The following is a 21,716-nucleotide window of genomic DNA, read 5'->3' as shown; positions in this document are numbered from 1 at the left end:
CGACAGTCGGAAAATCCGGAGAACAAAAAATCCGGAGAGTACAGCGCCCTTCCCGGCCCGAGGGGGAGGTCAAACCGCCTTGCCGGGATTGAGGATCCCCAGCGGATCGAAGACCGCCTTCAGCTGCCGCTGCAGCTCCATCGCCACCGGCCCCAGCTCCCGGGCCAACCACTCGCGCTTGAGCAGCCCCACCCCGTGCTCCCCGGTGATCGTGCCGCCGAGTTCCAGCCCCAGCGCCATGATCTCGTCGAAGGAGCGCTGCGCCCGGGCCGCCTGCTCGGCGTCCGCCGCGTCGAAGATGACGATCGGATGGGTGTTGCCGTCCCCCGCGTGGCTCACCACCCCGATGGTCAGGTCGTGCCGCTCGGCGATCGCGGCGACCCCGTCCAGCATCTCGGCCAGTCGCGAGCGCGGCACCGCCACGTCGTCGATCATCGTGGTGCCCAGCCGGTCCAGCGCGGGCAGCGCCAGCCGGCGTGCCTCCAGCAGCAGCTCGGACTCGGCCTGGTCCTCCGCCGGCACCACCTCGGTCGCCCCGGCCGCCCGGCACAGCTCCCCGACCGCGGCCAGCTCGGCCACCCGGTCCGGGCCGTCGAAGGCGACCAGCAGCAGGGCCCTGGTGGACTCCGGCAGCCCCATCCGCGCCAGCTCGTTGACCGCGCGCACGCTCACCGGGTCCATCAGCTCCATCAGCGAGGGGGTGAAGCCGCGCGCCATCACCTCGCAGACCGCCGCGCCCGCCGAGGCCGTGCTCGGGAACTCCGCCGCCAGCGCCAGTTGCGGGGTGGGGGCCGGCCGCAGCGCCAGCACCGCGCGGACCACGACGCCCAGCGTGCCCTCGGAGCCCACCAGGAGCCGGGTCAGGTCGTAGCCGGCCACGCCCTTGGCCGTCCGACGGCCGGTGGAGAGCAGCCGCCCGTCGGCCAGCACCACGTCGAGGCCGAGCACGTACTCGGCGGTCACCCCGTACTTCACGCAGCAGAGTCCGCCCGCGCCGGTGCCGATGTTGCCGCCGATCGTGCAGGACTCCCAGCTCGACGGGTCTGGCGGATAGGCGAGCCCCGAGGCGGCGGCGGCCCGGGAGAGCTCGGCGTTGACCACGCCCGGCTCGACCACCGCGATCCGGTTCACCGGGTCGATCTCCAGGATCCGGTTCATCCGCACCATCGACAGCACGATGCAGCCGTCGACGGCGTTGGCCGCGCCGGACAGGCCGGTCCGGGCGCCCTGCGGGACCACCGGGACGCGCAGCGCGGTGGCGGTCCGCAGGACGTGCTGCACCTGCTCGACCGTCTCCGGGAAGACCACCACGGCGGGGGTGCCGGCCGGGCAGAAGTCCGCCATGTCGTGGCGGTAGGCGGCCGTCACGTCCGGGTCCACCACCAGGGCGCCGGGCGGGAGGCCCTCCGCCAGCCGGTCCGTCAGGTCACTCATCGCCGCCTCCGCTCACGCCGCCGCCCGTCCTGCCGTCGTCGGATGGCCGTCGGCCGTCGCGCCGTTCGTTCGACCGCGCCCGGCCCTCGCACTCTGCCCGCCGTCCGCCCACCCGGCAAGTACGCAGTCGGGGGCCGGGTGGTCAGGGTCGTTCGTCGGGGCCGCCGGTCAGGCGCGGCGCAGGACGGGCGAGGCGAGCGCGAGCAGCCCGGCGGCGCCGGTGGCCAGCGCGCAGAGGGCCATCGGTGCCCGGGGCCCGACCGAGTCGGCGAGCAGGCCGAGCGCCCCGGTCGAGACCACCAGCGCCGCGCTCTGCACCAGGGTCAGCAGGGCCTGCACCCGGGAGAGGTGGCTGTCCGGCGCCGCCGCCAGCACCAGCGGACCGATCCGGCCGGCGAACAGGCCGGAACCCGCGCCCGTGACCACCCCGCCGAGCACGGCCACCGCCGGGACCGGCGCCGCGGCCAGCAGCGCGATGCCCACGGCGGCGGCGCAGAGCCCGACCGCCGCACCCACGCCCGCACCGCTCCGGGACGCCGCCCCGCTCCCCGCGCCGCCCCGGCGGGCGAGCAGGGCCGCCACCACCAGGACGCCCGCGCCCTGGGCGCCCGCCACCAGCCCGGCCGCCCCCGCACTCCACCCGGCCCCCCTCGCCAGCAGCGGCCCGAGCAGCGAGACCACCGGCAGCAGGGCCCCGGCCGCCGCCCCGGTCAGCAGCAGCGCCTCCCGCAGCAGCCGGTCCCCCGCCGCCAGCCGCACGCCGGCCGCCGCCTCCCCCAGCAGCCCGCGCGCCTCCCGCACCCCCTGCGCCTCCTGCGGCTCGTCCGGTTCCCTCGACCCGTCCGGCCCGTCCGGCCCGCGCTCGGCGGTCGGGAGCCGCCGCGGGTCCCGCACCGGCAGGAACAGCAGCACCAGCAGGACGACGGCGAAGCTCGCCGCGTCCACCAGCGCCACCCCGGGCAGCCCGCCCAGCGCGATCAGCGCCCCGCCGAGCGGCGCCCCCAGCAGGCCGGCGAGCTGACCGCCCGCCTGCCGCAGCGCCAGGGCGCGCGGCAGTTGCTCGGCGTCCACCAGCAGACGCGGCATCGCCCCGCTCGCCGGGAGGTAGAAGGCGTCCACCACCCCGATCACCGCCGCCGCGAGGACCAGCACCGGGAGCGGTGAGCCCCAGCCGCCGGCCACCACCGCCAGGGCCAGCGTCGCGGCCAGCATCACCGCGTCCCCGGCGAGCATCACCCGGCGGACGCCCAGCCGGTCCGCCACCGCACCGCCGACCAGGACCAGCGCCGTCCGCGCCACCGTGATCACGGTGAGCACCAGACCGGCGGCGCCCCCGCCGTGCGCGGCGGCGGCCCAGCCCAGGGCGAAGTAGAGGGCGGCATCGCCCAGGGCCCCGAGCTGCGTCCCGGCGAGCCAGCGCAGGTAGGAGGCGGGCAGCGCCGCCGGGGCGGGGCGGGCGGCGTCGGCCGCGAGGTCGGCGGTGGTCGTCATGCCCGCCGACGCTAGGACCCTCGACCTGCTTCAGGGCAAGCCCGACGGCTGGAGGAGGGCCGGGAACTACCCCCGCACCACCGGTTCCTGCAGTTCGGTCACCCAGTCCGCCACGTCCTCGGGGCACTCCAGGTAGAGCTCCCGGGCGTAGCCGGCCGAGCGGTAGCCGTTCTCCTCCATGAAGCGCGCCAACGCCTGGAAGGAGCCCAGCGCGTCCGCCAACGAGCCCCGGTGCACCACCGTGGCCGCCTCCTCGACGGCCGGCAGGTCGACCACCGCGAATCCGTGCTCCCCGGCCGGGTCGACCGAGGCCGGGATCGGCACCGCCACCCGGATCAGCACCGAGCCGTCGCCGTCCGCGGTCTCCTCGTACCGGGCGACGGACGGCCCGACGCCCGCGATGCCGGCCGCCGCCAGCCGGCCGCAGAGGTCGTCGAACAGCGGGCCGATCACCGGCCCGATGTCCTGCGGCTCGTAGCTCGCCGCGACGCCCGTCAGCTCGGCCACCCGTACCACCGGCAGCCGCTTCACCACGACCTCGGATGTGGACATGGTCCCCTCACTCTCGATCGTCCGGAGCCTCGCCTCGACCCGGGCCAGCCGTTCGGTGGCCGCCGCGATGGCCGCGGCGAGCTCGGCCCGCCGCAGCCGCAGCATCCCGCGCAGCTCGGCCGTGTCCACCTCCTCGTCCAGGACGGCCCGCACCTGTTGCAGGGTGAAGCCGAGGTCCTTGAGGGCGATGACCCGGTTGAGCCGGGTGAGCTGGGCCGCCTCGTAGCAGCGGTAGCCGCTGAACGGGTCGACCCGGGCCGGCCGGAGCAGCCCGATGGCGTCGTAGTGGCGCAGCATCCGGACCGACACCCGGCCGTGTTTGGCGAAGTCTCCGATGTTCAACATGGTCCCTCCAGTGCAGGCCCTCACACGGTGTCATGGTCAAGCCCCGGGACCATCGCCCGCCCGCCGTCCCCGGCGTTCCCGGCGTTCTCGGCGTTCTCGGCGGGCACCGCTCAGTCGGTCACGTCGAACCCCCGCCGCTCCCCCAGCGTCCGCAGGCTCCGCTGGCCGGGGATGCCGTTGGCGTCCTCGCCCGCGTAGCCGAGGCTGCGCTGGTACGCCGCGTACGCCTGCACCGTCCGGGTGCCGAGCGAGCCGTCCACCCAGCGCTGCTCCAGGAACCCCTCGTCCACCAGCGCCTGTTCGACGATCCGCACCTCGCCGCCGTAGGTCTCGTGGCCCTGCTCGGCGCCCGGGTCGGTGCGGGCCGCCGCGACCACGTGGGCGAGCGAGACCCGCCGCGGCGAGGGCAGCCGGCCGAGCAGCCGGCGCAGCGACCCCTCGCCGGGCACACCGTCGGCGTCCGACCCGGAGTACCCCAGACTGTGCTGGAAGTCCTGGTAGTTGAGGGTGTCGGCGTCCCGCCAGTCCTCGTCCGGGCCGGACTGGTAGTGCCGACCGAAGCCCTGCCGGACGAGCGCCTCGCCGACCTCCTTGACGTGCGGTCCGTGCGCGCCGTAGCCGTACTCCAGCCCGTTGACGGTCACCCGGTACCGGGCGGGCCCGGCGTCCCCGCGCGGCGTCGGCACCGGCGCGCCGCCGGCCGCCGCGGCGATGCCGGGCAGCACCACCTCGCGGAACTGCCGGGCGCGGGCGTCCCCCGGGCAGGCGGTACCGCCGTCCGACCACTCGGGGAACATCCGGTGCACCCCGAAGCCGGGCGCGTCCCAGGCCGGGCAGACCCGCACCGGGATGTCGTGCCGCCGGTGCAGCCACGCCCCGAGCGCGATCAGGGCCCCGACCTGCTCGTCCGTCCACGGGTCGGTACTCCGGTCGTCGCTGGCCGTCTCCACACTGACCGCCCCGGTCCCGTCGGCCCTGCGGTTGGCGTGCATATTGGCGTCAGCCCGCGTCCCGGTACCGACGAACTGCCCCACACCGCCGTCGTACCCGACCCCGAAGTGCGACTCCAGGTTGGTCGAGTCCCTCCAGTACTCGTACATCCGTCGCGGCGTCCAGGGCGCCGCCACACTGTGGAAGATCACCTGCGTCGGCGTGATCGCCGCCTGCTCGTCCGACTCGGGCTGGAGCTCCATCTTCTCCGCGCCGGGGTACCAGGCCATCCGTCTCTCCTTGCCGGGCCCAGGGCAATTCGCCCCTCACGCACCGACACACGCCCCCCGCCCCTCCCCAGGACGACACACCCCCAACAAACCCCCCTTTCAGGTGAAACCAGGACACCACCCCCGAACAGCACAAAGGCGGGCGCCAACCCTTCGGTCGACACCCGCCTTGAGCAGGTGGTTCTTCTCCTACCAGCGGAGAGCGTGGGATTCGAACCCACGGTACGGGGTCACCGCACGACAGTTTTCAAGAGTACGCGCGTGAACAGACATACGAGCACTTGACCTGCAAGGCTGCCAACCATGGCAGCCTCAGGACGCTGAACGTTCCACCCATGTGGCGTCGACGACAAGGCCAAGCTTCACAGCGGAACGAACTGCATCAGCAACTGCGGATCACCAACACACCAACGGCAGGCGCCACTAGACTCCGCGAAACCACAGACCCACCCTGCACGAGCCCAGGGACCCGGCCCCAGGGCGCCTCCAGAAACGGTAACTGCAGCAACCATGCCAGATGCGAACTTTCAGAAGTCCCCACTTTCGCAACGCTACAGCTCATGGATCCACGGAGGAGCCAATCACGAAGAGGGCGAGCGCGCAAAGTTCTTCGAATCTGGAATAGTTGTCCTCGATACAAATATCCTACTTAGCCTCTATGAATACACAAGCCCAAGTCGAGCCGAGATCATATCGGCACTGAGGATCATCTCGGCCCGATTGTGGCTCCCATACCAAGTGGGACTTGAATTCGTCAACGGCAGGCGCCGCGTACTGATCAGGCAGAGCGAAGAACTGAGCCAGGCCCGCGCCCTGACAGAAAAGAAATTCAACGAAGCACTCAAGATTATAAAATCACACTCCGCCCACATCGAGAGCCTGGTCGGTCGATATTCGCGAAGCATTGAAGAGCCCAGTGAGATCAATTCCCTAATCGACGAATTCTCGCAAACCGGCAAAGTGTGGAAATCCAAGATCCTTGGAGTTATCTCCGACATTAGAAGTTCCCAAGACATGAGTGCAACCGGAATTTCCGATACAGATCCAGTACTGGAGCAGGTCGCAGACCTATACGGGCCAAGAATTGCAGACAAACCCCACCCCGAAGTAGTCCAGAAGCGAACTCGAAGCGCTATCGATTACAGGTTCCCGAATCACATCCCTCCGGGTTTTCTGGACGACGGGAAGGATACGGAGATCGAGCGGGCTGGAGACTTCCTAATCTGGGAAGAAGTAATCGAGTACGCCAAGGCTTCGCGAGTGGATCGTGTTTTGTTCGTCTCAAATGACACAAAGGAAGACTGGTACGAACCGGCCGGCCCCGGTCAAGAGACTCGCCCGTGGCCCGCACTGTTCGAAGAGATGAAGGATCGCGCTGGGTGCGACCTGAGAATCGAGACTGCTGCGGAATTCTTTGACGGTGTCGAGCAGTTTCTAAATGCGACGATCGCCACGGCAACCCTCGAAGAGATCGACCACGTGGCCGACGAGGCCAACACCGAGTTCTTCTTTGATCTCGATGGCGTTGACGACACTGAACTCCTTGAAGTGCTCTCAAATATCAAGGAAAGGGATCCGACCGGAGAGCTGATGAGATCATGCATCGGCGATGCCATTACAATCGCCTTTGATTTTCCCAAAAACTCAGCACAATCAATCGCGGATCGCTCTGGCAGCGCCATAATCGCCGCAACACTCATCGGCCGAAATATCTCAAATCGATTCAGCTTCGAAGCTGCCGACTACGGGGACTTCCTGGTAGGCGAGATCCTTGTAGACCTCAAATTCACAACACGAAGGAACCCAGCAATTCGCGTCAGTAACGCCCCGAGCGGGTCTATCTGCTTCTTCGTCTGGTGCAGTCCACACTTGTCTACGTACTCCGCTGGACTTTTCAGGGTTCCTGAAGAGCTCATAAGTCAGGTCCATCGAGTCATCCGACAGGTCTACCCCGAGCGCATGAGAGAGGTGCACTGGATCGCCCGCAATGCATCATTGACAAGCTGACGAAACAGCTTCCATGGCGCTATTGATAGAAAAATCCAAACCTTAGCTATCCATCATTGAGGAAAGATTTTTTCGCTTGCTACCATGGCAAGAGCGGTGGCAACTGCATCGAATCCACAGTGACCACTGCTCCAGCGGAGGCTAGCTTTTCTTGCTTTCCCGGCTTGTTCGCATAGCCGATCGTTGGCACGCGTGCGGCGTTACCTGCTTCAACGTCCCGCGTGGCATCGCCGATGAATACGCACTCGGCAGGCTGGGTTCCTGCGGCAGCCATAGGCTCCAGAAGGAGACGCGGATTCGGCTTCATCGACGACGGGTCGCCAGCAGTACGCCCGAAGACACCCGCCACGTAGCCACTAAGCCTGTGCGCTGAGAGGTAGGCATCGATCGCCGCGCTTGCGTTGTTGCTAACCACCGAGACGGCTCGACCAAAGCGAACGCAAGCTGCCAGAACCGATTCTCCGCCCGGGGTTGGGCGGCCAACCCGGACAGCTTCGCTCTCCAGCGCGGCCAGCGCGGCGTCCGCGCTGGCCGCGAGGTCGGGGCGGGCGTTCGAGACCAGTCGGAGCAGGGCGAGCGGGTCGGTCTCCTCCGCTGCCCCGGCCGGGGCCTGCTCGCCGGTGGCAAACAGGCCCTCACGGAGTCGGCGCGCGACCTCCGGAGCGGGGAGGCCGGCGAAGACCGAGCACACCGGGCCGTCGAAGTCGAGGAGCACGTGCTTCACCGGCCGCAGCACATCGGCGAGTTGCTGAGGGGTGGCGGTCATGACTGCCGCTCATAGGCGATCGTGCTCCACACGCTGTCGAACCACATCTGTGCCTGCTGGACGTACTGCGATCCGAGTGAGGCGTCATCAGGGCCAGCGACGTGGTGGAACAGGGTGGTGTCCTTGCCGGTGACGTCGTAGAAGGTGTGGTCGGTGTCGTCGATCGCCACCGTGCGCTCGCGGAGCGGGTAGAAGCCGAAGAACGCCTCCGACCGGTTCAGGATGTACAGCTTGAACAGGCTGGACGCCCGGTGCACCTTGACCTGGACGTTCGCCTTCTGGACCAAGCCCAGCTCAGCCAGCATCTCCACCGAGTGGGCGATGCCGCCGGCGTTCGTCAGAGCGATGTTGCGGGCGCGCTCCCGGAAGGCGGCCTCGTCCTGGAGCCAGTCGGCGAGCACCGGCACGGCCATCGGCGCCGTGGTGTCCGGCAGCAGCAGGCGGACCCGTGATGGACTCCGGCGCCAGCCGGCCGCAGCGGACCTTGTCGAGCGGCTCCTGCAACGCGTTGTGCAGCGTCTCGCTGGAGAACCCGGCGAAGTCGAGGGTCACCTGCTGCTGCTCGAAGGCGGCCTCGAGGTGAGGCCGCAGCCCGACCGGCCGAGAGGTCCGCTCCCGCACGAAGGAGCCGCTCCCCTGCCGGGTCACGATCAGCCCCTCGGTGCGGAGCAGGTCGAGCGCCTTGTCCACCGTGCCGCGCGCCACGCCAAAGTACTTCGCTAGCTCGGGGCCCGGGGGAAGCTTGTCGCCGGTCTCAAAGCCCGGCTTCTTGGTGAGAATCGAGGCCCGCAGAGAGCTGCCGACCTGCTGATACGGGGGGCGCGAATCGTCCGGGTCCAAGGCCATGCATCAACGCTAGGGCAGGTGCCCAACAGGCACGAGAAACCCAACTCTCTTGGACCGCCTAAGTAGGTTCCCTGTCGCACCGAGTGAGACAGGGGTGACACAGAGGGGCCTTATTTGGGCTGCTCTGACCTGCACGAATGCGCCCGTGGACGGCCGGCCTTCCGCCGTGCCCAGGGCGAAGGGGCCCGGGACAGATCGGGCCGAGGCATCCCGGCGTCTTGTCAGATCGGAGACCTAGATCAAAAGGCCGCGCCCGCCTGCAAGGGCGCAGACCTACTGGCCGCCCTGGGCAATTGAGGCGGCCAGTGCTGTTGATCAACGTTGGCCGGGCCTGTGAGAACGGGGGCCGCCGCAGCGACCTCGACGCCTGGTAGGCCGCACAGGAGCAGAACGCCACCGCCTGACCCGCGCCCGCCCTTCCCTCGCAGCCCCCGGCCGATCGGCCGGGGGCTGCTCACTTTCTGGAGCCCGACTGCTCACCTATGACGTCCAGGTCCACGCCATCCGCGATCTCGGACGCGGTCTCCGAGCGCACCAACTCCGGTGGCGGGTAGGGAAGAACCCCCACTCGGCGACCTTCGCCACCTTCCCGCTCGCCGACGGCCGGCGGGCGGAACTGCTGACCGCCATGCGCAAGGGCGAGCAGTTCGAGACCGAGACCGGCCTGCCCGCGTCCGAGTTCCGGAAGCTGAACCAGGTGTCGTGGTTCGCCCACGCCGAGGAGTACGCCGAGGCGAAGTGGACGCGCTCGTCGGCGAAGAACCGCGCCACCCGGGCGGATGCCCTGGCCACGCTCACCTAGGCGCTGGTGACGGATCGGAAGGTTCTCCGCCGTGCGCTCTCCTGCTGGGCGTTCAACTTCTCCGAGCACCTGGCCGAGCCGCCCGAGGAGATCACCTCGGCCTTGACCTGGGTGACCAAGAAGTCCATCCCTCTGGGCCAGTTGGAGGACTCCGAGAACGTCCGCCGCGGACTGGAGGCCATCGCCCGGCTGATGGACGGGAGCCTCGCCGCGGACACCACGCTTACCCGGAAGTGGATGGTCTTCAACAACGCCCTGCGGTACGCGGGGCCGCGCGCTGCTGGAGGCCGCCGGGCAGTGCCGATCCCGCCCGTGCTGGTCCAGTTGGTCCGCGAGCACGTCGCCGCGTACGGGGTGGCGCCGGACGGCCGGCTGCTGACCAAGTTCTACGCGAAGATCATCAACGGTCGTCAGGAGCAGGCGAACAGCAAGGTCGAGCGGTGCGGGGAACCGGCCGAGTAGGCCCGGGATCACGTTCGACGGCTGTTCCACGGCGGTCCAAGTTGGCCCACGGCTGGCCCACGCGCACTGACCGGGGGCGGCACACGGGTGGGACGGCCCGGGACGGAATCGAAAAGGGCGGGTATCGGCCTGAGGCCGATACCCGCCCTGATCTGGGCGTTCTCCCAACTGCGGAGAGCGTGGGATTCGAACCCACGGTACGGGGTCACCGCACGACAGTTTTCAAGATCGCCAGAGCATTCCACCCCAACCGGCCCGCCAGCTGCACAGACACTGATGCGGCCCCGCACGACCCCCGAGCGCGCTCCAGGAGTGCTCCACAGCCCCACCCGAGCTGACTTCGCCTCCCCGATGACAATATCGAACTGACGTGCGATCATTGGCGCGGTTCCAAAATCTGCGCCTCAGTTGAGGTACAGTTTTTGGAACCGACTAGCTGGGGAGGGGTTGTGGCAACGCGTACCACCTTTGGGGAGCCCGAGCGGCACCGACTCGAGGATCTGGAGTTGCCGGCCGAGCTGCTGAACGACATCTTGGCTCGTACCGTGGCAGACGTACGGAGCTGCACCGAGCTCGACGCTCCGGCAGCTCCTGGGTTCATGTTCTGGAGTCGCTGCAACCGCTACTTGGCGGAAGAGCTCATCCCTCGCGGCTGGAAGCACACGCAGCGCGACAGCATCCTTCGGGTCATCCATCCCAGCCTGGAGTTTGCTGTCACCGCCCTGAGTGGGGCAGGAGGCGTCGGAGATCTGGAGGCTCGCCCGCGGTCGAAGAACCCGAAGGGCCCCGCTATGGCGCGACTTGTCGACCGCAACGGTCAGGGCGCCTTCTTCACTGCCGACGAGGTCAGGTACGGTCGGCAGCTTGAGGAGATGCCGACTTGGTGTTTCCTCTACAAGCGAAGCAAGCGGTCGGGCATCTCGGCCGAACTGTCGCTCCCCGTGAAGATGAACGGGAAGTTCGTCGATGAGTGGAAGTACCGAAACGTTTGGGACTTGCCGGACATTGACGACCCGGGCTCTGACATCTCGCTTCTCGATGACCCGGGGGACAACGACGGCCCTGACGTTTTGGTCGAGTTCCTCGGGGGGAGCTAAAGCAGGCAACTACTGGTAGGAGTTGAGGAAAGTGTTTACGCCGGCTCGGCTGATCCTGGCTCGTAAGCGTCGACGGATGACGCTAGCAGCTCTCAGTAGAGAATCCGGGATCTCCGTTAGAAGCTTGACGGCACATGAGAACGGCCATAAGAAGCCATCCCAGGAGACACTTTCCACACTCGCCGCAGCGCTGAAAGTCCCCGAGTCCTTTCTTGAGGCGCCTGCAATTCCAGTTATGCAAGCGGACGCCGTGAGCTTCCGCGCCCCTTCCAAAATGAGTGCACTAGAACGGGACAGCGCACTCAGCTCGGGCGCGGTAGCCGCATCTCTAAACACTTGGCTTGAAGGAAAGTTTCGACTCCCCCGGCCAAATGTTCCAACATACCCGCACCTTAGGCCAGATGAAGCAGCGGAAAGGATCAGGGCACACTGGGGGCTCGGCGAGGCCCCAGTGCCAAACCTGGTCCACCTGCTTGAAGCCAATGGGGTCCGGGTCTTTTCCCTACCTAGCGACTGCCTTGATGCCGACGCATTCTCTACTACTCGCTCCGGCACTCCGTTTATCTTTCTAAATACACGCAAGAGTGGTGAGCGGGGAAGATTTGATGCCGCTCATGAACTCGGCCACCTCGTAATGCACTCGGAGCATCGAATTCCGCACGGCGTAGAAGCTGAGCAGGAAGCTCAGCAATTCGCCTCCTCGTTCCTAATGCCGCGCTCCGGAATCTTGGCCCAGAAACTCAACGGGGCAACAATCGAGCGAATTCTCAGCGCCAAGCGCAAATGGGGCGTTGCCGCAATGGCTCTTACGTATCGCCTGAACGACCTTGGCTTGATCTCCGAGTGGAGCTATCGGACGACGGCAAAGCAGCTCTCTCAGATGGGTTTCAGGCGCTCGGAGCCTGGCTCCCACATGGTACGCGAAAGCAGCCAGCTTCTCGCTAAAGTATTCGAGGCTCTCCGCTCTCAGGGATTCTCTCCCGTCGAAGTCGCCGAGGCGATTAATGTATTCCCCGAAGAGTTGAATGAATATGTATTCGGCCTGATTCCTCTGGCGATCGATGGTGGCGGAGAATTGACTCTACGAGAGAGGCCAAGTCTCCACCTTGTCAAAGGATAGGGCATCCGGAATAGTCTAAATCCACGAACGGATATTTCGCGGCTGCGCCAGAGGGATTATCGATTGAAATTTGATTCGTTCGCCAGCGATGCTGCTGCGAGTATCGTAGCATCGCTCGCCGTAGCCACATTTCTGGCACTTTGGGCTATTCAGCGACGTCGGCGGAGCCTGCGGTCACCGGTTGCAATATCAGTTCGCCAGCAGATATCAAAGACTTGGAGACTGACCGTAGCCGACACCGAATTTCTGCAGCACCAGGTGCCGCCACAGGTTACAGCTATCTCCCGAACCCATGACGACGAACCTCCATATGTGGCGCTCTATCGCTGGTTCGCGCGATTCACTCCATACGACGTGGAACGCAGCGCAATAACAGTCGACATAGAAAACACCACAGACGCGGCTTTTCAGATTCGATCAATTGAAATCGAAAAGATCAGCGAGGGGCGACCGTTGGACGCTGTATCCATCGGCTATCCTGGCGGGGGCGCCTCGCGAATCACCGCAGTCTTGGTAAATCTAGACGAAAGCGACCCCATCGCCCGAGAAATAACCTATGGCGACGGAGTTGAAACAATCGCCATCAGGCCATACTTTGAAGATCACGTAATAGATCTGAAGCCCGGCGAGATCCACTCGCTGAAAATTGTCGGGAAAACATTGCTTGGACGCTACCGATGGTCGGCGTCTCTTCGCATTTCATCGCCCTCATGGAAGAACGATAAGGTCCTTCCCCTTGGTGAAATTCTAAGAACTTCAGCTATCCCAGAGGTTCCATACGGTCGCGACCTAGCCTGGTCATGGTTCGACGGCCCGGAGGGCGCGAGGTTCCGCGATATCTCGGATCTCTCATAGCTCCTAATCAGATGGGCATCCCGCCACAACAGTGGGATGCCCATCTGATTAGTTTAGAATGAAGAGCTACCACAGGCCGCCCGGTCTCTTAACTCCTGCTCTCGATAAGAGCTTCTGCCACGAAATACATTGACTCCACCACGGCGACTGCTCCAGCAGTAGCGAGCTTGAGGTTCTTTCCTGGCTTGTTTGCGTAACCGATAGTGGGGACGCCAGCCGCGTTCCCTGCTTCCACGTCTCGGGCAGCGTCGCCAATGAAGACACAGTGCTCCTGCCCTGCGCCTACGGTCTCAATGGCTTCGAGCAGGAGCCTCGGGTTCGGCTTCATAGATGAGGGGTCACCGGGGGCGCGGCCGAAGATGCCCACCACATAGTCGCTGAGGCCGTGCTCGGCAAGGTACGCCTCAATGGCCGCGCCCGCGTTGTTGCTGACCACTGAAATCAGGCGGCCGGAGCGGGCACACGCATGGAGAACCGATTCTCCGCCCGGGGTTGGGCGGGCAACGCGGACGGCTTCGGTCTCCAGCTCGGCCAGCGCGGCGTCCGCGATCTCCGTGAGATCGGGGCGCGCATCCGAGACCAGGCGGAGCAGGGCCAGCGGGTCGCACTGCCCCTCTGCCCCGGCCGGGGGCTGCGCGCCGGTGGCGAGCAGGCCCTCACGGAGTCGCCGTGCGACCTCCGGGGCAGGGAGGCCAGCGAAGACCGAGCACACCGGGCCGTCGAAGTCGAGGAGTACGTGCTTCACCGGCCGCAGCACGTCGGCGAGTTGCTGAGGGGTGGCGATCATGGCTGCCGCTCGTACGCGATCGTGCTCCAAACGCTGTCGAACCACATCTGGGCCTGCTGGACGTACTGCGAGCCGAGCGAGGCGTCGTCCGGGCCGGCGGCGTGGTGGAACAGGGTGGTGTCCTTGCCGGTGACGTCGTAGAAGGTGTGGTCGGTGTCGTCGATCGCCACGGTGCGCTCACGGAGCGGGTAGAAGCCGAAGAACGCCTCCTGCCGGTTCAGGATGTACAGCTTGAACAGGCTGGACCCCCGGTGCACCTTGACCTGAACGCTCGCCTTCTGGACCAGGCCGAGCTCGGCCAGCATCTCCACCGAGTGCGCGATGCCGCCGGCGTTCGTCAGGGCGATGTTGCGGGCGCGCTGCCGGAGGGCGGCCTCGTCCTGGAGCCCGTCGACGAGCACCGGCACGGCCATGGGCGCCGTGGTGTCCGGCAGCAGCAGGCGAACCGTGATGGACTCCGGGGCCAGCCGGCCGGAGCGGACCTTGTCGAGCGGCTCCTGCAACGCGTTGTGCAGCGTCTCGCTGGAGAACCCGGCGAAGTCGAGGGTCACTTGCTGCTGTTCGAAGGCGGCTTCGAGGTGAGGCCGCAGCCCGACCGGCCGAGAGGTCCGCTCCCGCACGAAGGATCCGCTCCCCTGCCGGGTCACGATCAGCCCCTCGGTGCGGAGCAGGTCGAGCGCCTTGTCCACCGTGCCGCGTGCCACGCCGAAGTGCTTCGCGAGCTCGGGGCCTGAGGGGAGCTTGTCGCCGGTCTCGAAGCCCGGCTTCTTGGTGAGGATCGAGGCCCGCAGAGAGCTGCCGACCTGCTGATACGGGGGGCGCGAGTCGTCCGGGTCCAAGGCCATGGGCCAATGCTAGGGCAGGTGCCCAACAGGCGCGAGAAACCCAACTCTCTTGACCTGCCTAAGCAGGTTCTCTATGTTGTAAGTGTCGCACCGAGTGAGACAGGGGTGACACAGAGGGGCCTTCTTTGGGCTGCTCTGACCTGCACGAATGCGCCCGTGAATGGCCGGCCTTCCGCCGTGCCCAGGGCGAAGGGGTCCGGGACAGATCGGGCCGAGGCATCCCGGCGCCTTGTCAGATCGGAGACCTAGATCAAAAAGGCCGCGCCCGCCTTCAAGGGCGCAGACCTGCTGGCCGCCCTGGGTAATCGGGGCGGCCAGTGCTGTTGATCAACGTTGGCCGGGCCTGTGAGAACAGGGCCGCCGCGCCTTCCTTGGCCGGAGCGCGGCGACCCCTCACGGGCCCACACCCCAGAGAAGAGGTAGGCCCATGAGGCTGATTATCGCGGGCCAGACGGCCGCGGACGAAGACGAGTTCGCCGAGCTGGCGCTCGGCGTGGACGAGCAGCTGTTCGCCGGGGTCGCCGGCGAGGGCGAGATCGAGCGCGCGGCCCGGCTGGACGCGGCGCACGCGATGCTGGCGGACCTGCGCCGGGAGGACCCGGAGCTGGCCACCTACGCCGAGCGTCTGCTGCGGTCGGCGCCGGTGCCGCTGCGGCGCCCGGTCGCCGTCCGCCGCACGGCGAGCACCCTCCGGGTGGCGGCGTGAACGGCAACGAGTTCACCGCGCTCACGGCTGCCGTGAGCGCGCTCACCGGCCGCTCGCGGTGCCCGGTTCGGGGGCCGCGATGAAGGCGACGATGGGCCCCGCTCAGATCCGTTCGGCCGAGCGGGCGCTGTCTGTCGGGACGTGGGCGATCACGTTCGGCGCGGTCCTGTACAGCGTGCTCACGGTGACCCCGCTCATGGCCGGCCACACCCCGAAGGGGTGGGAGTGGACGGCGCCGATCCTGCCGCTCGTCGTCGATGCGGCGGTGGTGATCGTGGTGCGGATGGACGCCACGCTCGCCCGGCTGAACGGCGACGGCGGGCGTTGGCCGGTGGTCCTGCGCTGGATGACCGGCCTCATGACGGTCCTGCTCAACGTGGGTCTGTCCGCCCTGGACCGGGATCCGGTCGGGGTGGCGGTCCACTCGGTGGCACCGCTGCTGCTGATCGTCACCGCGGAGACCTCGCTGGCCTACCGGCGGGCGATCGGCGCCGCGCTCGCTGCCCGTGAGTCCGCTGAGCGGGCCGAGCGCGAGCTGCGCGAGCAGCGGGCCGAGGCCCGGCGCCGGGAGGAGCGGGCCGACCGCATGGAGCGCTTCGAGGCTACTGAGCGGGGCGAGCGTGAGCGCCGTGAGCACGAAGCCCGGCTCGCCCGTGAGCAGCGTGAGCACGACGCGGGCATGGCCCGCGACCAGCGCGAGGAGACCGCCCGCCGCGAGGCCGCGGCGCGCGAGGAGCAGGCCCGGCGGGAGGCCGCCGCGCGGGCCGAGCGTGAGCGTCGTGAGCGGGAGGCGAGCGAGCGTGAGCGCCGTGAGCACGCCGCCCGGGCCGAGCGTGAGCAGGGTGAGCGGGAGGCGGCCGAGCGGGCCCGTGCCGAGCTGCTGTCCGCCGGCCCGGCTACCGAGCGGCTGCCGGAGGAGCGGGCCCGCGAGGTGGTGAAGGCCGCCGTCGAGGCCAGGCTGCCGCAGCGCCAGGCGGTGGAGCTGACCGGCTGGTCCGTCGGCTGGATCGCCGCCCGCTACAAGGAACACCCCGCCGTCCGGCCCGCCCTGCACGCCGTCCCCACCACGACCGCTGAGGAGCAGGCATCGTGACCATGCCCGTGTCCGACCCGCAGTTCATCACCTACATGGCCGCCTTCCGGGCCGCCACGGAGCACACCGCCACCTGCGGGCCGTGCCAGGACGGGCGGCCGTGCCCGGTCGGCGACCCGATCCACCGTGCCTTCCTCACCGAGAAGGACGTCTGGGAGGGCAAGCAGAAGTGAAGGCGATCACTTCCCTGCCGCTGGTCGGTACCGTCCGCCGCGACGGCGTCGCCTACCGCGTCGCCGAGCCCGTGCCGCTGGACGTGGTCAGCGGCCTGATCCGCGAGCCGTGGTGCTCGCGCCTGGTCGTCACCGACGCCCGCAGCGGCGGCGCCTGCCCCGGCGAGTTCACCGCGATGTGCGTGGTCGACGGCGAGCCGTTCGTCCTCGTCGGCCGCATCGGACGCAGGACCGACTGATGTTCGGCCGCGACCCGAAGCCGCCCGAGTCCGGCCAGCAACGCCGCGCGAAGGCCGTCCGCGACGCGGACCGCGCCGGGCAGCGCCAGATCGACTCCCACCGCACCAGCCGGTCCACCACCGCCTGGCACCGCGCCGAGTCCCCCCGCGCCTGGTGGCGCTCCTCCTGACCCACTCCCCGACGCGCGCCCCGCACACCCTCGGTGTGCGGGGCGCGCATCCTCTCCGACCTGGGAGTTTCCATGGGCTACCTGCTGAGCCTGTTCCTCGTGCTCCTCGACGCCGCGATCGCCGGCGTCGCCGTCCGCGAGCTGATCCGCCGGGGGTCGAACCGATGACCACCCCGCACAACGGCGACTGGGACGACGACCTCGCCGACCTGCTTCAGCGACTCGTCACCCTCGGCCCCACCCCCGGCGGGCCCGCCGGCGCCCCGACCGCACCGCCTGTTCCGCCGATGCCCTCCGTGCCGCCGATGCCGACGGTCGCGCCCCAGAGCCCGCCGGCCGCTCCGGCCGGCACCGGGCCGGTGGTCGACGAGTGGTGGCGCAAGTCCGGGCCCGTCGTCCACACCCCCGTCCCGCTCGGCGGCGACCAGACCGCCGAACGGCCCTCCTTCGAGGCCGCCGCGCAGGCGTTCTGGGCCCCCGTCGGCCAGATCCTCACCCAGCAGGTGCCCCACATCGCCGAACAGGTCGGCCAGCAGGTCACCCAGCTGATGACCGAGACCGAGGCCCAGCGCCACGCCCGCGAGCAGGTCCAGTACGAGGCCGTCGTCGCCGCTCAACGCGCCGTGCGCGACAGCCAGTTCGCCGCCGCCGGCGAAACCGCCGAGCAGCGGACCGAGCGCCACCGCATCGAGGACGCCCTCGGCCCGGGCCACCGCCGCGACGACCTCGTCGGCATGGTCGACCTGCTCGCCGAGCGCATCGGCGAGACCCCCGACGAACGGGCCACCCGCCGCCGGGCCGAACACGAGCTGGACCGGCAGCGGGCCCGCGCCCGGGAGGACGCCGCCCGGGCCGCCGCCGGGGAGACCCCCGAGCAGCGCACCCGGCGCCACCGCGAACAGCAGCTCGCCGACCGGCGCGAGGCCCGCACCCGGGCCCGCCGCCAGCGCCGCCGCGCCGCCCGCACCGCCGGCCCGTCCGACCGCACCCGGCGCTTCCGCCGCTGGTGCGTGCTCACCGCGATCAGCGCCACCGGCGGCTGGGCGACCGGCCTGGTGCCGCTGATCGCCCCCGGCGGGCCGTTCGTCGGCCTGCTCGTCGCCGCCTTCGGCTGGGCCCTGGACCTCCAGGTCCGCGACCGCGGCCGCCAGCGCGTCTCCGAGGTCACCGGCCCCTTCCCCCTGATCACCCTCGTCGCCCTGCGCGTCCCGGTCGCCTCCGGCCTGGCCGTGGCCGCCGGCCTCGACCGCCTCCTCGCCGCCCTCCCCCTCAACTGAGCCAAGGAGACACCCCATGAGCAGCCTCATCGCCCTCGGCACGGGCGGCGCCGCCACCGTCACCACCATGTACCTCTACGTCGGCGTGCGCGGCAAGAACAAGATCAACGTCGCCGACGAGCACGTCCCCTACTGGGCGTTCGGGATCGGCCTGCTGTCGGCCAACGCGGGCACCGCCTTCCAGCAGCTGGCGGGCATCGGCCAGCAGCTGAGCAGCTCCTTCCAGGGCAACGCCGCCCTGGGGGAGTGGCAGACCGGCGCCACCGCCGCCGTCCTGACGATCGCCGTGTTCGGGCTCAAGCCCAAGCCGTGGAAGGACGCGCTGTGCGGCGCGGTCGCCCCGTCCCTGTTCGCCGCCGCCGGCGGACTCTGGGCCCTGCCGGCCAGCATCCTCAGCGGGCTCATCACCTCGTTCATCGGCTGACCGCCATGGCCGAGAAGATCTTCCCCACCGAGAAGCTGGGCGCCACCCTGCTCTACCCGGTCACCGGCCTCGCCGCGGGCACGCCCGTCCTCCTCCGCAAGCTGACGGCCCCCCAGCGCGAGCGCCGGGCCGAGGCCGCCGCCCTCAAGGCCAAGCGCGACGAGATCACCACCCAGGCCGCCGAAGCCGCCGAGGCCGCCTTCACCCAGAAGCTCCTGACCGAGGCGGACCCGGTCAAGCGCGCCGCCATGCTCCAGGCCCGGGAGGCCGCGCAGGTCACGGCCCGCCAGATCGAGCTGGAACAGGCCAAGACCGCCCGCAAGGAACAGCGGAGCAAGCTCGGCGACACCGCCGGCGCGGCGGCCCTGCTGCTGGTCGTCGGCGGCCCGCTGGTCTGGTCCCTCGCCCGCCCCTGGATCCAGCCCGGCATCGGCGTCCTCCTCGGGGTCTGGTGGATCGCCGCCCTGATCCACGCCCCCGCCCGCGGGAAGGACGCCCCGGCCGACGGCCAGGAGGAGCAGGACGGGCCGGTGCCCGCCCTCGAGGAGGAGCCCGCCGAGGAGGACCCTGTCGGCGCCCCCGAGGAGACCGTCCCGACCCCCGTCGAGGTCCACTCCCTGACCTCCTCCCTGACCGGCTCCGGCAACTCCGTTCTGCTGACCCGGTTGGCCACCGATCTGGGCGCCACCCACCCCTCCTGGACGGGCTCCACCAAGGCCGTCCGCGCGCTCCTCTCGCAGGCCGGCATCCCGGTCCGCGAGGGGGTCCGCACCCCGGACGGCAACGGGCCCGGCGTCCACCACCAGGACGTCCCCCCACTCCCCTCCCCCTCCGAGACCCCCGTTGTTGCCAACGTTGGCCCAGGTCAGAGTGCCAACGCCAACGCCAACAACACCCGGGAGTGGTCCACCCGAGAGGGGTTCGTCATGCAGACCGACCCCGACAACCCGGCGCGGACGATCATCGTCGGCCGCCCCGCCACCGCCGCCTGAACCACCGGCCCGGTCCAGCAGCGCGGCGCCCGCGCCGAGCGGGAGGCCGGCCGGGCCGGCCCCGCCTGGAAGAGACCCGAATGACCACCGAGCACGACGACCCGTACGACGCCTGGGACGACTGCAGCGAGATCGAGGGGCCGACCCGCGCCGAGGAGAAGGCGTACGAGATCGCCCTCGACGTCGCCGACGAACAGCGCCGCGCCGAGGAGGAGCGGGCCGCCGGCCCGCAGCCCGGTCACACCGAGACATGCGAGGGCTGCCACGGCACCGGCGGCGGCTACGAGGACGAGGTCTGGGACGACGACGCCTGCGACGTCGTCACCGTCGACCACGACCGCTGCCCCGAGTGCGGCGGCTGCGGCTTCTACGACTGCGACGGCACCTGCGAGACCGACCAGGACTGACCCGGCCCGCCCGGCCGGCCGTGCCGTCCGCACCCCGCCGCAGCCAGCGGCCCGGGGCGCGGGCGGCGCGGGGACCGGACAGCCCGGACCCGCATCACCCTGGAGACGAGCACATGGCCGACCCGCACACCCCGTACTTCGAGGACCTCCTGGCCGCGCTCGGCGACAACGCCGACCGGACCGAGTCGTTCGCCCAGTACTGCAACGACGACGGCGAGCAGATGCTCGCCGAGATCTTCATCCAGCTCGACAACGACCGTGCTGACGCCGCCGGCCACCCACACGGCCTGGGCCTGTTCTGGAACCAGACCGTCGGCTGGCTCTGGATGCGCGCCACCAGCGACGGCCGCTACTCCAACGAGCAGCCGCTGGTCCTCGCCCTGATCGCCACCCCCGCCAGCATCGCCGCCGCCGTCCACGCCCTCCTGACCGGCCGGGCCGCCGAGCTTCCCCTGCGGGGAGAGGACGCCCCGGCGGCCGCCTACCCGGCGCTGCAGGAACTGATCCGCGCCACCGACTGAACCCGCCCGCGTAACGCGAAACCCCTTACCAGCCGCCGACCTTGGCAGAGAGACGGCTGGTACGGGGCTCATGACCACGTCTCCGCAGACGAGATCGGACACCAGCATGCCCGAGTTCGACCGCTTCACGCTCGCCGTCATCGACGACATCGCCGACCGGGAGCAGGCCAGCGACGGCCGCTCCCGCTACGGCGCCTACCTCGCGAAGTACGCCGCCGACTTCCGCGAGGGTGGCGAGCCGCTCACCCCGGTGGACTTCGCCGCCGTCGCGTGGTCGGTGGCCACCTTCCCGGTGATGTCGCCCGGGTACGTGGACGTGCGCCCCGACCTCCAGCCGCTCACCGTGCACCGCGACCACGACGGCCGGGCCGTCCTGTGCGCCAAGGTGGGCCTGCGGCACGGCCACCTCGCCCGCCGCCCCGCCAGCCGCCCGCGTCCCCTGGACTGGGAGCGCGACCCGTGGGGCAGCCACGACGACCCGTGGCCCGTGCTCGTCGGCCCCGAGCACACCGACCGCCCGGCCGTCCTGCTCACCGCCACCGTCCTGCTGCCCGTCCCCGACGGCATCCTGCTCCGGCCCACCGCGGCGCGGCCCGGACGCACCCTCACCCACGAGGCCAAGACCGTCGTCGCCGCCCTCGCCGCCCACGCGAACGAGTTCCTGTCGCCGCTGGTCGACGACCTGCTCGCGGGTGGCCGGTGAACGAGCGGACCCCGCCGCTCGGCGACACCGGCGGCCTGTGGCAGGCCGTCCTCGCCGCGGCCGCCGGACGCTGCCAGTGCCGCGGCACCTGCGGCAAGAACCACAGCAAGGACGGCGGGCGCTGCCCCGTCGCCCAGGGCGCCTACGTCCGCCACGGCACCGGCCCCGTGAGCCTGCTCGCCGCCCCCGCCCAGCCGGACGGCCTGCTGCTGCCCGCGCACCGCGCCGCCGCCCTGCCGAAGCAGGAGCTGGCCGCGTGGTGCCCGGCCTGCCACGACGCCACCCGCCGCACCGCCCGCGCCGCCCGGCAGGCCACCGCCCCGGCCGCCGGGCCGGACGCCCTCTTCTGAACCCCTCCCTCTCGCGGCCCGCGCCCGGCACC

27 protein-coding genes are annotated in these 21,716 nt (G+C 69.5%); 18 read left to right on the top strand and 9 right to left on the bottom strand.

Going from position 1 to position 21,716, the window contains the following annotated elements; translation table 11 throughout:
- Nucleotides 1-69: 69 nt before the first annotated feature.
- The 4 genes from ACFP3U_RS24815 to ACFP3U_RS24800 all read right to left on the bottom strand — a co-directional run bounded on the left by ACFP3U_RS24815 (nt 70) and on the right by ACFP3U_RS24800 (nt 5,042).
- On the bottom strand, nt 70-1,434 hold the full coding sequence (locus ACFP3U_RS24815; protein WP_380227853.1) for an FAD-binding oxidoreductase: 1,365 nt from the start codon (nt 1,432-1,434) through the stop codon (nt 70-72).
- Between the two features lie 168 nt (nt 1,435-1,602).
- On the bottom strand, nt 1,603-2,925 hold the full coding sequence (locus tag ACFP3U_RS24810) for an MFS transporter (protein WP_380227852.1): 1,323 nt from the start codon (nt 2,923-2,925) through the stop codon (nt 1,603-1,605).
- 66 nt (nt 2,926-2,991) lie between these two features.
- Nucleotides 2,992-3,822, bottom strand: a complete 831-nt coding sequence (locus ACFP3U_RS24805) for a MerR family transcriptional regulator (RefSeq protein WP_380227851.1) — start codon at nt 3,820-3,822, stop codon at nt 2,992-2,994.
- Nucleotides 3,823-3,932: 110 nt separating this feature from the next.
- The gene (locus tag ACFP3U_RS24800) at nt 3,933-5,042 is read right to left on the bottom strand and encodes a peptidoglycan-binding protein (RefSeq protein ID WP_380227850.1); all 1,110 of its coding nucleotides are present in this window, start codon (nt 5,040-5,042) and stop codon (nt 3,933-3,935) included.
- A gap of 510 nt (nt 5,043-5,552) precedes the next feature.
- Here ACFP3U_RS24800 and ACFP3U_RS24795 point away from each other — a divergent pair.
- Entirely contained in the window at nt 5,553-7,049 is a 1,497-nt protein-coding gene (locus ACFP3U_RS24795; RefSeq protein WP_380227849.1) for a NaeI family type II restriction endonuclease, read from the top strand.
- A 79-nt stretch (nt 7,050-7,128) separates the two neighbouring features.
- Here ACFP3U_RS24795 and ACFP3U_RS24790 read toward each other — a convergent pair whose 3' ends face one another.
- Genes ACFP3U_RS24790 through ACFP3U_RS24780 form a run of 3 tightly spaced genes read right to left on the bottom strand, consistent with a single transcriptional unit; the run spans nt 7,129 to nt 8,661 of the window.
- Nucleotides 7,129-7,815: an HAD family hydrolase gene (locus tag ACFP3U_RS24790; RefSeq protein WP_380227848.1), complete on the bottom strand. Its 687-nt coding sequence runs from the start codon at nt 7,813-7,815 to the stop codon at nt 7,129-7,131.
- Nucleotides 7,812-8,228 (bottom strand): hypothetical protein, encoded by a 417-nt coding sequence (locus tag ACFP3U_RS24785; protein WP_380227865.1) that lies wholly within the window; start codon nt 8,226-8,228, stop codon nt 7,812-7,814. Before ACFP3U_RS24785 ends, ACFP3U_RS24790 begins: the two co-directional genes overlap by 4 nt.
- Nucleotides 8,110-8,661 carry a GntR family transcriptional regulator gene (locus tag ACFP3U_RS24780; protein WP_380227847.1) on the bottom strand — a complete coding sequence of 184 codons (552 nt, stop codon included), beginning with the start codon at nt 8,659-8,661 and terminating at the stop codon, nt 8,110-8,112. Before ACFP3U_RS24780 ends, ACFP3U_RS24785 begins: the two co-directional genes overlap by 119 nt.
- 628 nt (nt 8,662-9,289) lie before the next feature.
- On the opposite strand from ACFP3U_RS24780, the gene ACFP3U_RS24775 reads away from it, so the two are divergent.
- From ACFP3U_RS24775 to ACFP3U_RS24755, 5 genes are all read left to right on the top strand, one after another.
- Nucleotides 9,290-9,463, top strand: coding sequence for a hypothetical protein (locus tag ACFP3U_RS24775; protein WP_380227846.1), 174 nt, complete (start codon nt 9,290-9,292; stop codon nt 9,461-9,463).
- A 6-nt stretch (nt 9,464-9,469) separates the two neighbouring features.
- Nucleotides 9,470-9,925 carry a hypothetical protein gene (locus ACFP3U_RS24770; protein WP_380227845.1) on the top strand — a complete coding sequence of 152 codons (456 nt, stop codon included), beginning with the start codon at nt 9,470-9,472 and terminating at the stop codon, nt 9,923-9,925.
- Between the two features lie 449 nt (nt 9,926-10,374).
- Nucleotides 10,375-11,022, top strand: a complete 648-nt coding sequence (locus ACFP3U_RS24765; RefSeq protein WP_352290457.1) for a hypothetical protein — start codon at nt 10,375-10,377, stop codon at nt 11,020-11,022.
- 31 nt (nt 11,023-11,053) lie between these two features.
- Entirely contained in the window at nt 11,054-12,142 is a 1,089-nt protein-coding gene (locus ACFP3U_RS24760; protein ID WP_380227864.1) for an ImmA/IrrE family metallo-endopeptidase, read from the top strand.
- 312 nt (nt 12,143-12,454) lie between these two features.
- Entirely contained in the window at nt 12,455-12,997 is a 543-nt protein-coding gene (locus ACFP3U_RS24755) for a hypothetical protein (RefSeq protein WP_380227844.1), read from the top strand.
- Nucleotides 12,998-13,085: 88 nt separating this feature from the next.
- Here ACFP3U_RS24755 and ACFP3U_RS24750 read toward each other — a convergent pair whose 3' ends face one another.
- Together ACFP3U_RS24750 and ACFP3U_RS24745 are read right to left on the bottom strand one after the other, a co-directional pair.
- A complete protein-coding gene (locus tag ACFP3U_RS24750; RefSeq protein WP_380227843.1) occupies nt 13,086-13,784 on the bottom strand; it encodes an HAD family hydrolase in 699 nt (232 codons plus the stop codon).
- On the bottom strand, nt 13,781-14,629 hold the full coding sequence (locus ACFP3U_RS24745) for a GntR family transcriptional regulator (protein ID WP_380227842.1): 849 nt from the start codon (nt 14,627-14,629) through the stop codon (nt 13,781-13,783). Before ACFP3U_RS24745 ends, ACFP3U_RS24750 begins: the two co-directional genes overlap by 4 nt.
- A 427-nt stretch (nt 14,630-15,056) precedes the next feature.
- Between ACFP3U_RS24745 and ACFP3U_RS24740 the strand changes: the two genes are divergently transcribed.
- From ACFP3U_RS24740 to ACFP3U_RS24685, 12 genes are all read left to right on the top strand, one after another.
- Entirely contained in the window at nt 15,057-15,335 is a 279-nt protein-coding gene (locus tag ACFP3U_RS24740; RefSeq protein ID WP_380227841.1) for a hypothetical protein, read from the top strand.
- Nucleotides 15,336-15,426: 91 nt separating this feature from the next.
- A complete protein-coding gene (locus ACFP3U_RS24735; protein ID WP_380227840.1) occupies nt 15,427-16,428 on the top strand; it encodes a DUF2637 domain-containing protein in 1,002 nt (333 codons plus the stop codon).
- Nucleotides 16,425-16,601 carry a hypothetical protein gene (locus ACFP3U_RS24730; RefSeq protein WP_380227839.1) on the top strand — a complete coding sequence of 59 codons (177 nt, stop codon included), beginning with the start codon at nt 16,425-16,427 and terminating at the stop codon, nt 16,599-16,601. The genes ACFP3U_RS24735 and ACFP3U_RS24730 overlap by 4 nt, the downstream gene beginning before the upstream one ends.
- Nucleotides 16,598-16,840 carry a hypothetical protein gene (locus ACFP3U_RS24725; RefSeq protein WP_380227838.1) on the top strand — a complete coding sequence of 81 codons (243 nt, stop codon included), beginning with the start codon at nt 16,598-16,600 and terminating at the stop codon, nt 16,838-16,840. The genes ACFP3U_RS24730 and ACFP3U_RS24725 overlap by 4 nt, the downstream gene beginning before the upstream one ends.
- Complete coding sequence (locus ACFP3U_RS24720) at nt 16,840-17,010, top strand: hypothetical protein (RefSeq protein WP_380227837.1); 171 nt, start codon at nt 16,840-16,842, stop codon at nt 17,008-17,010. The genes ACFP3U_RS24725 and ACFP3U_RS24720 overlap by 1 nt, the downstream gene beginning before the upstream one ends.
- Before the next feature lie 164 nt (nt 17,011-17,174).
- The gene (locus tag ACFP3U_RS24715; protein WP_380227836.1) at nt 17,175-18,287 is read left to right on the top strand and encodes a hypothetical protein; all 1,113 of its coding nucleotides are present in this window, start codon (nt 17,175-17,177) and stop codon (nt 18,285-18,287) included.
- A gap of 16 nt (nt 18,288-18,303) precedes the next feature.
- Nucleotides 18,304-18,711: a hypothetical protein gene (locus tag ACFP3U_RS24710; RefSeq protein WP_030393886.1), complete on the top strand. Its 408-nt coding sequence runs from the start codon at nt 18,304-18,306 to the stop codon at nt 18,709-18,711.
- A 5-nt stretch (nt 18,712-18,716) separates the two neighbouring features.
- Nucleotides 18,717-19,703, top strand: coding sequence for a hypothetical protein (locus ACFP3U_RS24705; RefSeq protein ID WP_380227835.1), 987 nt, complete (start codon nt 18,717-18,719; stop codon nt 19,701-19,703).
- An 80-nt stretch (nt 19,704-19,783) separates the two neighbouring features.
- On the top strand, nt 19,784-20,110 hold the full coding sequence (locus ACFP3U_RS24700; RefSeq protein WP_380227834.1) for a hypothetical protein: 327 nt from the start codon (nt 19,784-19,786) through the stop codon (nt 20,108-20,110).
- Nucleotides 20,111-20,223: 113 nt separating this feature from the next.
- On the top strand, nt 20,224-20,631 hold the full coding sequence (locus tag ACFP3U_RS24695; protein ID WP_380227833.1) for a hypothetical protein: 408 nt from the start codon (nt 20,224-20,226) through the stop codon (nt 20,629-20,631).
- A gap of 106 nt (nt 20,632-20,737) precedes the next feature.
- Nucleotides 20,738-21,334, top strand: a complete 597-nt coding sequence (locus ACFP3U_RS24690) for a hypothetical protein (RefSeq protein ID WP_380227832.1) — start codon at nt 20,738-20,740, stop codon at nt 21,332-21,334.
- Nucleotides 21,331-21,684, top strand: coding sequence for a hypothetical protein (locus ACFP3U_RS24685; RefSeq protein WP_380227831.1), 354 nt, complete (start codon nt 21,331-21,333; stop codon nt 21,682-21,684). The genes ACFP3U_RS24690 and ACFP3U_RS24685 overlap by 4 nt, the downstream gene beginning before the upstream one ends.
- Nucleotides 21,685-21,716 lie beyond the last annotated feature (32 nt).

Source organism: Kitasatospora misakiensis, from assembly GCF_042656005.1.
In the GTDB taxonomy this organism is placed as follows: Bacteria; Actinomycetota; Actinomycetes; order Streptomycetales; family Streptomycetaceae; genus Kitasatospora; species Kitasatospora misakiensis.
This window is presented reverse-complemented; position numbering and strand designations above follow the sequence as displayed.